The sequence below is a fragment of the Streptomyces sp. NPDC005775 genome (assembly GCF_042871565.1).
GTDB lineage: Bacteria > Actinomycetota > Actinomycetes > Streptomycetales > Streptomycetaceae > Streptomyces.
In genome coordinates this window covers 525384-538051 of sequence record NZ_JBIAIU010000003.1, presented here as the reverse complement: position 1 = coordinate 538051, position 12668 = coordinate 525384, and the positions used below count along the sequence as shown (strand labels likewise).

The window sequence follows — 12668 nt, the reverse complement described above, 5'->3', positions numbered from 1 at the left end:
GTGCCTTTTCGCGGGCGCCGTCCCCGGGCCCCCGCTCCTCGATCGCCGGTGGGGCTCGGAATCGCGCGGCGCGTGTCACACCCGCAGCCGGTTACGCCCGAACACGGCCCCGCCTATCGTCGGGCCCATGTTCGCCGCCTACGCATCCCGCCTCGACCGCGACCACCCCCTCAACGGCCTTGAGCTGGGCGAACGCCCGGCTCCCGAGGCGCGTCCCGGGTGGACCACCGTCAACGTCCGGGCCGCCTCCCTCAACCACCACGACCTCTGGTCCCTGCGCGGCGTCGGCCTCGCCGAGGACAAGCTGCCGATGATCCTCGGCTGCGACGCCGCCGGTACCGACCAGGACGGCAACGAGGTCGTCCTGCACTCCGTCATCGGCCAGACCGGGCACGGGGTCGGCCCCGACGAGCCCCGCTCCATCCTCACCGAGCGCTACCAGGGCACGTTCGCCGAGCAGGTGACCGTCCCCAGCTGGAACGTGCTGCCCAAGCCGAAGGAGCTGACCTTCGAGCAGGCCGCCTGCCTGCCCACCGCCTGGCTGACCGCGTACCGCATGCTCTTCACCAACGCCGGGGTGCGGCCCGGTGACTCCGTCCTCGTCCAGGGAGCCGGCGGCGGTGTCGCGACCGCCGCGATCGTCCTCGGCCGGGCCGCCGGGCTGCGGATCTACGCCACCAGCCGTGACGAGGCCAAGCGTCAGCGGGCCGTCGAACTCGGCGCGATCGAGGCGTACGAGCCCGGCGCGCGGCTGCCCCATCGGGTGGACGCCGTCATCGAGACCGTCGGTGCCGCGACCTGGTCCCACTCCGTCAAGTCCCTGCGCCCCGGCGGCACGCTGGTCATCTCCGGGGCCACCAGCGGCGACCGCCCCTCCCACGCCGAACTGACCCGCATCTTCTTCCTGGAGCTGAAGGTCGTCGGTTCGACCATGGGGTCCAAGGACGAGTTGGAGGACCTCCTCGCCTTCTGCGCGACCACGGGGGTGCGTCCCGTCATCGACGAGGTGCTGCCGCTGGACCGTGCGCGCGAGGGATTCGAGCGCCTCGCCTCGGGTGACCAGTTCGGAAAGATCGTGCTGACTGTCAACTAGGGTTGACATCGGTCCTGATGTCAACGTAAGTTGACACCATGACCGAAGCAACGGATCTCGCCGAACGCGCCGGCGACCGCGACCCCCGGGTGGGCCTGCGGTCGGTCGCCGCACTGCGGCGGCTGCTGGAGCAGCTCGAAGCCGTACAAGTCAGAAGCGCCCGGGTCCAGGGCTGGTCGTGGCAGGAGATCGCGGCCGAACTGGGCGTCAGCCGGCAGGCCGTCCACAAGAAGTACGGGAGGCATTGATGTTCGAGCGATTCACCAAGGGCGCCCGCGCCACGGTGACCGGCGCCGTGACCCACGCCGAACGGGCCGATGCCGGTTCCGTCACCGAGGAACATCTGCTGCTCGCCCTGCTGGACCAGGAGGGCAGCCGGGCGGCGTTCGCCGTCGCCGCGCTGGGACTCACCGACCGCAGGGCCTCGGTGGAGGCCGCGCTCGCCGACGCGCGCAGGCGCGGCGGCATGACCAGGGCCGACGCCGACGCCCTCGCGGACATCGGTATCGACCTCACGGCGATCGTCTCCCGCATCGAGGAGGCGCACGGCGAGGGGGCCCTGAGGGGTGACCGCACGGACCGGCGCTGGTGGTCGGGCAGCCGTGCGTTCAGCAAGGAGGCCAAGAAGATCCTGGAGAAGTCGCTGCGGGTCGCACTTGGCCGCGGTGACCGCTTCATCGGCGAGGAGCACCTCCTGCTGGCCCTCACCGCGTCCCCCGGAGTCGTCGCCGACGTGCTCGCCGAGCACGGTGCGACGTACGAGACGGTCAACCGGGCGCTGTACGGGGACGGCGGGGCGGGCCAGGGCCGCAGGGCGGGCTGAACGCGGGGCGGCGGACCGGGGGCTGTTGCCCCGCCCCGGGCCGCCGCACCCCGTCCCTCTCGGGTCCTGCTTCCTACTTCGCGGAGCCGTCGGCGCTGCCGGTGCCGTGGGTGCCGCCGGTGTCCTTCCGCAGCAGCGCGCCGATGTGGGCGGCCGCCGTCGACAGATGGCGGCGGGCCTGGCCGAGCTGGTCCTCCGTCACCCCCCGGTCCCTGGCCGTGTCCCGGATGTCGTCGCGGAACCGGTCGAGCAGCCGGTCCAGGTCGCGCGCGGGGTCGCCGGTGCCGCCCGTGTCCTTGCCCCAGTCCGGGTCCGCCCCGGGGTCTGCGGCGGCGGCATCCGGCTTCACGTCCGGCTTCACGTCCGGCGGCCAGTTGCCGGTACGGGCGAAGGCGCCCAGCTGCCCGGTGATCTCGGCCAGCCCCTCCCGTACGCCCGCCGGCCAGTCACCCCGGGCGAAGTGGTCCTGGACCTGGCGGGCGGCGTTCTGCATCTGCTCGCGCGCCCGGTCCTGGGCCTCCTTGGCCTGGCGGCGGGCCTGCTGCGCCTCCTCGCGGGCGCGACGGGACTCGTCCTTCGCCCGGCGCGCCTGCTCCTTCCACTCCTGCTTCGCCTTGCGCAGCTCCTCCTTCGCGGTGCGCCAGGCCTCCTTGTCACCGAGGTCGCCGAAGTCCCCGAAGTTGCCCAGATCGCCGAAGCCGCCGAAGGGGGAGGACTTGCCCGCCCTGCCTTCCGGCCGGGGGGAGCCCGCGTGCCGCGACTCGTCGGCCGCGGCGCGCATCTCGCTGCGCAGCTTGCCCGCCGCGCCCCGGACGTCGTCGCGCATCTCGGCGGCCAGTTCGGAGACCGACTCCCTGATCTCCAGCTCCAGATCGGCGAGTTCGCCGGTGCGGCCCGCCAGTTCGGCGCGGCCGGCGTCGGTGATCGAGTAGACCTTGCGACCGCCCTCGGTGGCGTGCGTGACCAGGCCCTCCGCCTCCAGCTTGGCCAGGCGCGGGTAGACGGTGCCGGCGGAAGGGGCGTACAGACCCTGGAAACGCTCCTCGAGGAGCCTGATCACCTCGTAGCCGTGGCGGGGGGCCTCGTCGAGCAGCTTGAGCAGGTAGAGGCGCAGGCGGCCATGGGCGAAAACGGGGGGCATGTCAGAGCACCTTTCCGGTCGGCTCGGCGTCGTGTTGATCGTCCTCGGCCGGTGGGCGGCGGAGCAGGGCGATCGATCCCGAGACCGTCGTCGCCCTCAGTTTCCCGGTTCCGGAACCCAGCGTGCCGGTGATCTTCTTCGCGCCCCACTGGCCGCTGACCCGGAGGTCCTCGAAGCCGTTGGAGACGGAGCCGCTCGCGGTGTTCGCCTCGACCCTGGCGTCGGCCGGGTGTGGCAGGCGGATGGCGAGCTCGCCGGAGATCGTGGCCAGCCGGACGTCGGTGGGCTTGGCGGTCGGGTCCAGGTCGAGCACCATGTTGCCGCTGACCGACTCCGCCGTCACCCGGGCGCCGGCGCCCTCGACGACGGTCAGGTCGCCGGAGACCGAGTGGAAGCGCAGCTCACCGGTGACGGCCTGCGCCTCCACGTTGCCGGACACCGTCTCCGCGCCGACCGGTCCGGCGAGCCCGACGAGCGTGGTGTCACCGGTGACGCCGCGTACCTCCGTGCGACCGCGGACCCCGGAGACGAAGGCGCCGGCGCCGACCACGCCGACCTCCACCGCCGACCCGGCCGGGACCGCGAGGGAGACCACCGCGCGGCGCTGCCAGCCCTTGCTGTCCAGCCACTTGAGCAGGTTCTGCCAGGCCAGGTCCTCGTACGCGACGGTGAGGACGCCGTCGTGCTGCGTGACGATCAGGGGTGGTCCCTCGATGTCGGAGACCTCCAGCCTGGCGGTCGGCTCGTCGGTGCCGACGACGTTGACCGTCCCGTTGACGATGCGGACGCTGAGCGCCGTCACGGGTTCGTCGAAGGTCAGCTTGCGAGGCTCGGCGATGGCCCACGTCGACACAGGCATGGATCTGACCTCCTGGGGAGCGCGGATGACGCAACATATCGCGTCTCTTGCAGAACACGATATATCGCGGATCGCGGAAGTCAAGGCGCGTCAGGGAGGAGGGGTGGGCTGACTGGTGGGGCAAATCGCATCAAAACCGGGTGATCTGACCTACCGTGTGGGGCATGAACGCGACATCACCCGTGGGAGCGCTGCTGCTGTGCCGGACCGAACCGGACACGGTGCGGCCGGTCGCCCATCTGCTGCGTGAGCGGATGCTGCTCGCGCCCTGCGGGGAGAGCTGGAGCGTCCTCGTACCTGAGGGCACGCCCTGGCAGGGCGCGCCGGCCGGGCAGCTGGCGGCGGGTGAGGTGGCCGAGCCCGTCGACCGGGTCGCCGGCGGCTGGGCCACCGCGCTCGCGGTCGGCTCCACCTGGCCGGTCCTGGCGCTGTGGTGGGACGGCGACCGGGCCGGATACACCCTCGCCGCGGGCTTCCGCCGCCCGGTCGGCTACGTCTGGCTCGCCGACGGAACCCCGGCCGGTGAGGACGAGGCGATGCGCACGTTCGCCGAGCGGCTCGGCCTCGATCCGGTGCTGGACGTCCAGGCCCTCGAAGCCCTGACCCGCCCCGATCCGGAGACGGACGCCCGGGCCCGGCTCCGCGGGCTGCTCGCCGTGCTCACCCGCGTCGGGCTGGAGCTCCCGCCCGGCGTGGACCCCGGCGAACCCTCCTCCCGGCTGACCGCGGGGGCCGGCCGGTGGCCGGAGGCCGAGCGCATCGCGTGGACCGGCTGGCGCGACGCGGTCAAGGTCGAACTGGAGGCGGTCGAGAGCAGCCCTCTGGGGCCCTGGATGCGCGGCCCCAGGGCCCGCGCCCTGGCGGGCGCGCAACTGGCGGCGGGGCTCCCGATCACCCTGTGGGGCGCGGGCCGGCGCCGGGGCGGATGGGTCTTCGCCGGGGCGCTGCTGATGGTGCACGGTGCCCTCGGTCTCGCGTACGACCGGATCAGGGACGAGGAGCCGGGCGAGGGGCCCGGCGGTCCCTGAACTCAGTCCTCGTCGTCCTCGTCGTCCAGCCGGGCCAGCCAGGTGGCGAGGCGCTCGACCGGCACCTCGAAGTCGGGATGGAGATCGACGAAGGTGCGCAGCTGCTCGGCGAGCCACTCGAAAGTGACCTCTTCCTCGCCTCGCCGCTTCGCCAGCTCCTCGATACCGCGGTCGGTGAAGTACATGGCACAAGTTTAGAGGGTCCGGCATTTACGGGCGTACGCGCCGAGAACCGGGCAGCCACCGCCCCGCGTCATGGTCCACGTACCTCGCATCGGCCGTCTACGGCCGTTAACCTGCGGGCAGTTGGGGAAACGGGGGGCGTTATGGACGACAGTGGGGCCCGTATCACGCGGATCGAGATGCCGGACGGCACACCGGTCTGGGCACGGATCTCCGGAGCCGAGGAACTGGACCGGCCGGAGCCCGGTGGTCTGACGTTCACGGACACCGGTTTCGGAAACCTCACCGACCAGGTGCAGGCCCGGGTCGAGAGCCTGCACTCGGTCGTGACCAGTGTCGCGCGCTCGCTCGCCGTCCCGCTGCGTGCCGTGCGGCCGGACGAGGTCAGCGTCGAGTTCGGAATCGAGCTCACTGCCAAGTCGGGCAAGGTCGTCGGACTGCTGGCGGACGGCGAGGCCAAGGGCGCGATCAAGGTCACGCTCACCTGGAGCGGCGGCGGACCGCCGGTCGATCCGCCCCCGCCGGCACCGGTGCCCGTACCCGCTCAGGCGCCTGCGCCCGGGCTCCCCGTACCTCCGGTTCCGTTTCCGTACGCGCCCCCGGCGCCACCGGCGCCCGCACCCCCGTCTCCGCCCGCCGGGGCAGCCCCCGGCGCACCGTCACATCCGGACGGCGCGGACGGCGCCGGTGGTGGCGGGGTATGACCTCGGACGGCGACGGGGGCGCAGAGGGCGGACACGGAGGGTCGGACGCCGCTCTCCTGGGCCTCGTGGAGGACGCCACCGTACGCATCCATCGACCGGCGCCCGGGTATGCCCCTGACGAACCGGGCGGGAAGGCCCCGGCAGGGGAGCCGGGCGAGTTCCTGGGGAGCGGGTTCTTCATCGCTCCGAGCTGGATCCTGACGTGCGCCCATGTGGCCATGCGGGGGGAGGGGGGCGTGGTGAACGTGATGTTCAGAGGTGACCGGTACAGCGACGCGCTCACCGAGGTCCCCGGCAAGGTCGTCGTCGCGTTGCCCGGCACCAGGCCGCCGGGGACGTCCGGCTGGCCCGCCCCCGACCTCGCGCTCATCCAGCTCCGCCGGCCCGCCGAGCACGCCTGTGTGTACGTCGCCGAGCGCTCCGGGGCCCTGCTCAACCGCACCGACATCCGCTGCGTGGGATGGGTCGAATCGCCCGGCGGCGGCCTGAAACTGTTCAACGGCACCTACGGGGCGAACGGCTCCTACGGCGCCGCGGACGACGTGGACCAGGTCGTCCTCCTCGACAACGGCTGGGTGCAGCCGGGCATGTCCGGCGGGCCCGTGATCGACTTCGCCCGGGGCGAGGTCGTCGGCGTCGTCAAGTCGCGCCTGGACGGGCAGCAGGGCGGTACGGCCGTGGGGATCGAGCGGCTGCGCACCCTGGAGGTGCCCTCCACGCCCATCGAGACCGAGACCGACGACATCTACCAGTCCGTGTTCCACGCCCATGACCGCTACCACGCGGACCGGCACAACAGCGCGGTCGGCACCGAGCGGACCTGGACCGACGTACAGAGCGAACGGCCGGTACCCCCCGGCGGCGTCCTCGGCCCCAGACTGCGCGCGGCCCTGCTCGGGCGGCTCGCCGAGCTCCCGCCGCCGGCCAGCACCCGCAGCCTGCTCGCCCTCCTCGACGGCCTGCCCGGTGTCTACTCCCGGTACCACCGTTCGGCCCCGCGCGGCTGGCGTGACGGCCTGGGGGTGCTGTACGAGACCGGCGTCCGCGACCGGCAGGCCCGGTTCGAAGTGATCGTGCGCTACTGCATGGGCGTCCTCACCGCGGACCGGCCCTGCGGTCAGCTCTCCGTCACGAACGCCAAGGAGCTGTGGGGATGGGTGAAGCAGATCGCCGACGTCGAGCTGCCCCGGGGCCTGCGCCGGCAGCTCGACATGGAGTGGGCGGGCATTCGCCTGCGCCTCGAGCAGAACCGTCAGCAGGCCGACCGCACGCCCGTGAGCGAGCCCGTCCTGCACGGGGATCGCGACAGCGTCGTGCTGCACGTGGAACTCCAGGGATGGGCCCCGGAGCAGTACGACTGGCGGGTCACCGTCGACCGGCAGGCCTCCGGGGCGGAACCCATCGACATGGACGGCCGCGGCGCCCCGCTCGGCACCGTTCCCGACCGGCTCGCCGCCGCGCTCGCCGAGGCCTTCCGGCGGTGCGACGAGCCGGGCAGCCCCGCGATGCTCCACGTGGTCGTGGCGCCCAAGCTGTTCGGGCTGCCGGTGGACGAATGGGTGCTCCCCTCGAACGGGCTGCGGCTCGGGGCCGTACGCCCGGTGGTCCTGCGCAGCTCCTACCGGGAGCCGGCCGACGAGCAGCCGGTGCGCCGGGACGCCGGGGGAGGGCCGAGGGCGGGGCTCCACGCCGAAGTCGTCGACTGCGAGGACGATTTGCGGGTACGTGTACCGGATGTGACGCGGTTGCGCACCCTGGTGCACGACACCGTGCCGGTCCTCTGCCGCTACGGCGGCCGGCCGGACTCCGACACCGCGGCCGGGGTGGTGCGACTGATCGACGCCGGCTTCGAGGCCGCCCTGCTGCAGCGGCGGCCCGCGGAGGCGGACACGGTCTGCCGGGAATTCCACCGCCGCGTGACCGAGGCCGTGTCGGACGCCCGCACCCCGGACCGGCTGCCGTGGAAGATCCATGAGCTGAGGAGGGGTGTGGGGGAGGGGCGTACGGAAATGTTCTGGTCCGACTCGATCGCCCTCTACTACGCGGATCCGGACCGTGCGCTGCCGGATTCCGGCCAGTTCCTGGAGGCGCCGTGACGTGTGGTTTCCCCACGGGGCCGGGGGGCCGAACGAGCCTTCCCCTTACGGGGGTTACTCCGGATCGATACCGTAAGGCACGTGCGAGGGCGGCCGCCCGCAGGCGAGTGACGACGAGGAACACGCTATGAGTGAACCCAGCGAGTGGCTCATCTACCGAGGTATCGGCGAACCGCACGACGAGGTGGCGCAGCTGCCGCCCCCTCCGCCCTGGCGCGATTTCGCCGCCGCGTCCGGAGGGGCGGACGGCGGGGAGTCGGCCGACCGTCGGCTCGGCATTCCGGGGCGCGTCGCCGAGGAGCACCGCCCCGGTGCCGAAGAACTCGAAATGATCAACGCCGCGCTGTACCTCCGGCGCCCGCTGCTGGTCACCGGGGACCCGGGCGCCGGCAAGAGCACGCTGGCCCACTCCGTCGCCCGGGAGCTGGAGTTCGGCAAGGTGTTGCGCTGGCCCGTGGTCAGCCGCACCACGCTGCTCGACGGCCTCTACCACTACGACGCGATCGCGCGGCTGCAGGACGTGCAGATCGCCTCGCACGCGTCGGTGGGCGGGGGAGCCGCGGCCGACTCGGCCCAGAGCGTCGGCAGTTACATCCGGCTCGGGCCGCTGGGCACCGCCCTGCTGCCCTCGGACCGGCCGCGGGTGCTGCTCATCGACGAGCTCGACAAGAGCGACATCGACCTGCCGAACGACTTGCTCAACGTGCTGGAGGAGGGCGAGTTCGCGATCCCCGAGCTGGAGCGGATCGCGGACCGGCTGCCCGACGGCGAGGCGGACGTGCTCGACCACGACGGCAACAAGGTGCGGATCAAGGGCGGCCGGGTGCAGTGCCGGGCCTTCCCCTTCGTGGTGCTCACCAGCAACGGGGAGCGGGACTTCCCCGCCCCGCTGATGCGCCGGTGCATCCATCTGGAGCTGGGGCGGCCCGACCACAAGCGACTGGCGGCGTTCGTCAAGGCGCACCTGGGTGAGGAGGCCGCCCGTTCCAGCGAGGATCTCATCACCCTCTTCCTGGAGCGCTCACGCAGCGAACTCCTCGCCACCGACCAGTTGTTGAACGCGATCTACCTCACCCAGGCAGCGGCGCCCACCGGCCGTGACCGGCTTGCCGACCTGCTCATCCAGCGACTCGACCGGCCGAGGTGACGGGCTGATGCGTGGGGCGGACGGAACGCCAGGAGCCCCGGAGGGCCCGGAGCCGGGCGGGGCGCCGGACCCGCTGCCCCGTGCGGATGCGCGTGAGGGAGCACCCGGCCCGGGGCAGTTGGCGACGCTCGTCGCCCGGCTGCGCGGAGCGGGGCTCGACCCCGACGTGGAGCAGTTGTGCGACGCGCTCTGGCTGGCCCGGTGGACCCGCGGCGACGACGGATCCGCGACGCCCCGGGCCGAGGACGGCCGTGGCGGCGCGCTCGCGCCCGTACCGCCGGCCGAGGAGACGGAGCCACCCGCCCGTACCGAAGCGGAGGCCGCACCGGAGAGGGACGCCCCGCCCACTGGAGAGGACGCCCCGCCCGAGGCGGCGCGCGGGCCGGGAGGGGACGGAAAGATCTCCCTCTACCCCCTCCCGGGCCAGGCGCGTGCGCCCCGCGACGGCGACTCCGGCTCCGGTCTGCGGCCCTCCGTGGACGCCCCCGGCGCCGCGCTCACCTTCGGCGTGCCTGCCGCCCCCGTGCTCCCCGACCCACTCGAACTCAGCCGCGCGTTACGCCCGTTGCAGCGCTACCACCCGGCCTCCGCGCCCCTGCGGCGCGCCCTCGACGAGACGGCGACCGCTGAACTCAGCGCCCGCGCCGGCGGCATGATCATGCCGGTGTTCCGCGGCATCCGCAGGGGTGACGCCATTCTCCAGTGCGTCATGGACGCCTCCTCCTCCATGCTGGTGTGGGACCGGATGTTCCATGAACTCCAGCGCATATTCGCCCAGTTGGGCGCCTTTCGCGATGTCCAGGTGCGCTATCTGCACCAGGGGCCGGACGGCGGATGCGCGGTCAGCCGCAGCCCCGACGCCGAGGCGGGCCCCCTGCACTCCGCGGACCGCCTCAGCGATCCGACCGGGCGCCGGGTCACCGTCGTGATCAGCGACTGCGCCGGCCCGCTCTGGCACAGCGGACGCGCCCACCGGCTGCTGTACCAGCTGGCCGGCCAGTCCCCGGTCGCCGTCCTGCAACCGCTGCCGCAGCGCATGTGGAACCGGACCAGGCTGCCCGTCACCTTCGGCTCCCTCTCGCGGGGCGACGGACCCGGCGGAGCGGCGCTGCTCAAGGTCGCGGAGGACGCCGGGACCGGCCCCGCCGTGCACCCCGGAGCCCTCGCGGTCCCGGTCCTCCCGCCCACGGCGGACGCGCTCGGGGCCTGGGCCAGACTGCTCTCCGGCACCGGCGCGGCCCGGATCGCCGGAGCGGTCGGCTGGGTGCGGGCCGACCAGCCGGCGGCCGCCGCCCAGCGGTCCGGCGGAGCGCTCTCCTCGCTGCAACTCGTCAGCCGCTTCCGGTCGGTGGCCTCACCCGATGCCGGGCAACTGGCGGTCCACCTGGCGGCCGCCCCTCTCTACCTCCCGGTGATGCAACTCGTGCAGCGCACGATGCTGCCCCACTCGGGCCCCTCGGAACTGGCCGAGGTGCTGCTCAGCGGGCTCCTCACCCGCGCTGACGGCGGGGGCGGCCGCGGGCAGTGGTACGCCTTCGAACCCGGCGTCCAGGACGCGCTGCTCGGCCCGCTCGGCCGTGACGAGGCCCTGCTCGTGCTCAAGCACTGTTCGCAGTACATCGAGCAGCGGTTCGGCAAGGGCGGGCCCAATTTCCCCGCCCTGGCCTTCGCCCAGCTGGGGGACGGGACGATGAGCGACGCACGGCGCGCCGAAGCCGAAGTGTGGCCCGGCACCCGTGCCCGGCCGGGTGATGACGCGGAGGATGCCTGGGCGAGTGAGGAGAACGGGGACGGGGACGAGAAGGACGGGATCGAGGCAGCGGGGCAGATGCCGGGCGACGGCCGGGGCGTCCCCCACGCCTTCGCCGAGGTCGCCGCCCGCGTGCTGGAGCGCTTCATGCCCGTGCCCCCCGGTTTCGTGCCCCCGGCGTCCTTCGAAGGTGCGGATCGCCCGGGTTCCGGCACCAGCCCCGCCGTGGAACAGGCGCGCGCTCTCGTGCGGCAGTTCGAGGCCGACACGATGGTGCAGCGCCTGATCGACGCCGTACAACTGCTGAGGGGCGCCGCCGAGAACAGTCCGCCGTCCGCCGTCGGCCCCGGACTCTGGGCCGAGTACGCGCGGTGTGCGCTGAGGCTCTGGGAGGTACGGGGCGGCGGCGACGATCTGCTCGGCGAGGCCAGGACCGCCGCCGAACGGGCCGCGGCGTACCCCGGCGCCGTACGCGAACGGGCGGTGCTGGCCCAGGTGCTGCACGCGGCGGCCGACCACGCGCGGCGGCGCGGGGACCGGCGCGGCGCCCTGGACCTCCTGCGGCGCGCCGAACGCGAGTACATCCTCGCCTGCGCGGCGCCCGGCATGGAACCGGCAGAGGCTCTCCGCCTGACCCTGGAGCGGGTGCGGGCCTTGGAGGCGCAGTGGCGGCTCGACGGCGACACCTCCCTGCTGCAGAGCGCCTGCGGGATGCTGGAGGCCTTCGCCGACTCCTGGCCCGACCAGGAGAACCGCCCGGCCGCGCTGCCGCTGCAGCACGGCAGGACGCTGCTGAAACTGGCCGGTGCCACCGAGGACACGGAGCAGTCCCGGGAGTACGCCCGGCAGTCGGCGCGGTCACTGCGCACCGCGTTCGCCCAGGGCGGCGGGCACACGACGGGCACCGAGAACCGCATCGTGCTGGACCTGGTGGACGCCCTGCTCGCCTCGGGCGAGGAGCCGGACGAGGCCGCGGTTCTGACCGGCCAGGCGCTGGAGACCGTACGCGAAGGGCGCCGGCGCGCCCAGTTGCAGACCAGGGCCGGACGCATCCGGGCGGCCCGTTACGAGCACACCGGCGACCCGGCCGAACTCGTGACCGCCGCCGAGTGGTTCGCCCGCGCCGCCCGCGGAACGCCGCGCGACTCCCGGGCCCACACCGACCTGCTCGCGGAGTGGGGCGCCACGCTGCTGCGCCGCGCCGAACTCCCGGACGGCGGCGCGTACGTCGGCGCGGCCGTGCGGGTGCTCCGCGACTGCCGGTCCGAGACGCCCGCGGGCGGCGCGCACCAGTCGGAACGGCTGCTGATGCTCGGGCGGGCCCTGATGCTGCGGCACCGGGCCGCCGCCGACCGGGTCGATCTGCGGGAGGCCGAACACCTCCTCAGGCTCGCGGCGCAGGAGGCTGCGGCCCCGCTGACGGCGGCCCGGTGCTGGCTGGAGCTGGGCCGGGCCTGTCTGGAGGCCGCCGACGTACTGGCCAGGCCGGCCCGGCGCGACGACGCCGCGGAGGCCTTCCGGTCGGCCGCCGAGTCCGCCGCCGAGGCTGAAGCGGAGCTGGAGAATCCACAACAGCTCCAAGAGGCTGTGGAGTTGGGTGCTACAGCCAACCACTGGCGGGGTATGACCTATGAGAGTGCGGGGCGCCCCCGGGCCGCGCGGGACGCGTACCGGGCGGCCCGTCAGGAGTGGCGCAAACTGCCGGACGGCGGCGGCGCGGCGGGGGAGTCGACCGCCGAGCGGCTGGCCGAGCTGGAGCGCTGAGTGCTCAACGACGAGCACGGGGCGCCGCGACAGGTGGCGGCCGGCGCGATCCGGACGCAAGGCTCGAAGCAGGTCAGGGA

Annotated in this window: 11 protein-coding genes; 8 read left to right on the top strand and 3 right to left on the bottom strand. The window is 73.5% G+C overall.

The features are described from left to right. The first annotated feature begins 127 nt into the window (after window positions 1-127). The 3 genes from ACFYPA_RS09740 to ACFYPA_RS09730 are packed head-to-tail and all read left to right on the top strand — an operon-like array spanning window position 128 to window position 1916. Window positions 128-1093: a zinc-binding dehydrogenase gene (locus ACFYPA_RS09740; protein WP_359077062.1), complete on the top strand. Its 966-nt coding sequence runs from the start codon at window positions 128-130 to the stop codon at window positions 1091-1093. A 38-nt stretch (window positions 1094-1131) separates the two neighbouring features. Continuing rightward, entirely contained in the window at window positions 1132-1341 is a 210-nt protein-coding gene (locus ACFYPA_RS09735) for a sigma factor-like helix-turn-helix DNA-binding protein (protein ID WP_266782775.1), read from the top strand. After that, window positions 1341-1916, top strand: a complete 576-nt coding sequence (locus tag ACFYPA_RS09730; RefSeq protein WP_359077065.1) for a Clp protease N-terminal domain-containing protein — start codon at window positions 1341-1343, stop codon at window positions 1914-1916. Before ACFYPA_RS09735 ends, ACFYPA_RS09730 begins: the two co-directional genes overlap by 1 nt. A 73-nt stretch (window positions 1917-1989) precedes the next feature. On the opposite strand, the gene ACFYPA_RS09725 is transcribed toward ACFYPA_RS09730, so the two are convergent. Continuing rightward, the gene (locus ACFYPA_RS09725; RefSeq protein ID WP_389130888.1) at window positions 1990-3057 is read right to left on the bottom strand and encodes a helix-turn-helix transcriptional regulator; all 1068 of its coding nucleotides are present in this window, start codon (window positions 3055-3057) and stop codon (window positions 1990-1992) included. 1 nt (window position 3058) lies between these two features. After that, a complete protein-coding gene (locus ACFYPA_RS09720) occupies window positions 3059-3916 on the bottom strand; it encodes a DUF4097 family beta strand repeat-containing protein (protein WP_359077069.1) in 858 nt (285 codons plus the stop codon). Window positions 3917-4080: 164 nt separating this feature from the next. On the opposite strand from ACFYPA_RS09720, the gene ACFYPA_RS09715 reads away from it, so the two are divergent. Continuing rightward, window positions 4081-4944, top strand: a complete 864-nt coding sequence (locus tag ACFYPA_RS09715) for a hypothetical protein (RefSeq protein ID WP_389130886.1) — start codon at window positions 4081-4083, stop codon at window positions 4942-4944. A gap of 2 nt (window positions 4945-4946) precedes the next feature. On the opposite strand, the gene ACFYPA_RS09710 is transcribed toward ACFYPA_RS09715, so the two are convergent. Further along, a complete protein-coding gene (locus ACFYPA_RS09710) occupies window positions 4947-5129 on the bottom strand; it encodes a DUF6104 family protein (protein WP_359077073.1) in 183 nt (60 codons plus the stop codon). A gap of 141 nt (window positions 5130-5270) precedes the next feature. On the opposite strand from ACFYPA_RS09710, the gene ACFYPA_RS09705 reads away from it, so the two are divergent. The 4 genes from ACFYPA_RS09705 to ACFYPA_RS09690 all read left to right on the top strand — a co-directional run bounded on the left by ACFYPA_RS09705 (window position 5271) and on the right by ACFYPA_RS09690 (window position 12588). Beyond that, window positions 5271-5831: a CU044_2847 family protein gene (locus ACFYPA_RS09705; protein ID WP_389130883.1), complete on the top strand. Its 561-nt coding sequence runs from the start codon at window positions 5271-5273 to the stop codon at window positions 5829-5831. Then, window positions 5828-7927, top strand: a complete 2100-nt coding sequence (locus ACFYPA_RS09700) for a trypsin-like peptidase domain-containing protein (protein WP_389130880.1) — start codon at window positions 5828-5830, stop codon at window positions 7925-7927. The genes ACFYPA_RS09705 and ACFYPA_RS09700 overlap by 4 nt, the downstream gene beginning before the upstream one ends. A 127-nt stretch (window positions 7928-8054) precedes the next feature. After that, window positions 8055-9074 (top strand): AAA family ATPase, encoded by a 1020-nt coding sequence (locus ACFYPA_RS09695; protein WP_389130879.1) that lies wholly within the window; start codon window positions 8055-8057, stop codon window positions 9072-9074. Between the two features lie 7 nt (window positions 9075-9081). Beyond that, entirely contained in the window at window positions 9082-12588 is a 3507-nt protein-coding gene (locus ACFYPA_RS09690; protein WP_389130877.1) for an SAV_2336 N-terminal domain-related protein, read from the top strand. The last annotated feature ends 80 nt before the right edge of the window (window positions 12589-12668 follow it).

Coding starts and splice junctions, on each gene's coding strand:
- ACFYPA_RS09735 (WP_266782775.1), top strand. CDS start 1,132: ATGACCGAAGCAACGGATCTCGCCGAACGCGCCGGCGACCGCGACCCC.
- ACFYPA_RS09690 (WP_389130877.1), top strand. CDS start 9,082: ATGCGTGGGGCGGACGGAACGCCAGGAGCCCCGGAGGGCCCGGAGCCG.
- ACFYPA_RS09720 (WP_359077069.1), bottom strand. CDS start 3,916: ATGCCTGTGTCGACGTGGGCCATCGCCGAGCCTCGCAAGCTGACCTTC.
- ACFYPA_RS09700 (WP_389130880.1), top strand. CDS start 5,828: ATGACCTCGGACGGCGACGGGGGCGCAGAGGGCGGACACGGAGGGTCG.
- ACFYPA_RS09740 (WP_359077062.1), top strand. CDS start 128: ATGTTCGCCGCCTACGCATCCCGCCTCGACCGCGACCACCCCCTCAAC.
- ACFYPA_RS09730 (WP_359077065.1), top strand. CDS start 1,341: ATGTTCGAGCGATTCACCAAGGGCGCCCGCGCCACGGTGACCGGCGCC.
- ACFYPA_RS09705 (WP_389130883.1), top strand. CDS start 5,271: ATGGACGACAGTGGGGCCCGTATCACGCGGATCGAGATGCCGGACGGC.
- ACFYPA_RS09725 (WP_389130888.1), bottom strand. CDS start 3,057: ATGCCCCCCGTTTTCGCCCATGGCCGCCTGCGCCTCTACCTGCTCAAG.
- ACFYPA_RS09695 (WP_389130879.1), top strand. CDS start 8,055: ATGAGTGAACCCAGCGAGTGGCTCATCTACCGAGGTATCGGCGAACCG.
- ACFYPA_RS09715 (WP_389130886.1), top strand. CDS start 4,081: ATGAACGCGACATCACCCGTGGGAGCGCTGCTGCTGTGCCGGACCGAA.
- ACFYPA_RS09710 (WP_359077073.1), bottom strand. CDS start 5,129: ATGTACTTCACCGACCGCGGTATCGAGGAGCTGGCGAAGCGGCGAGGC.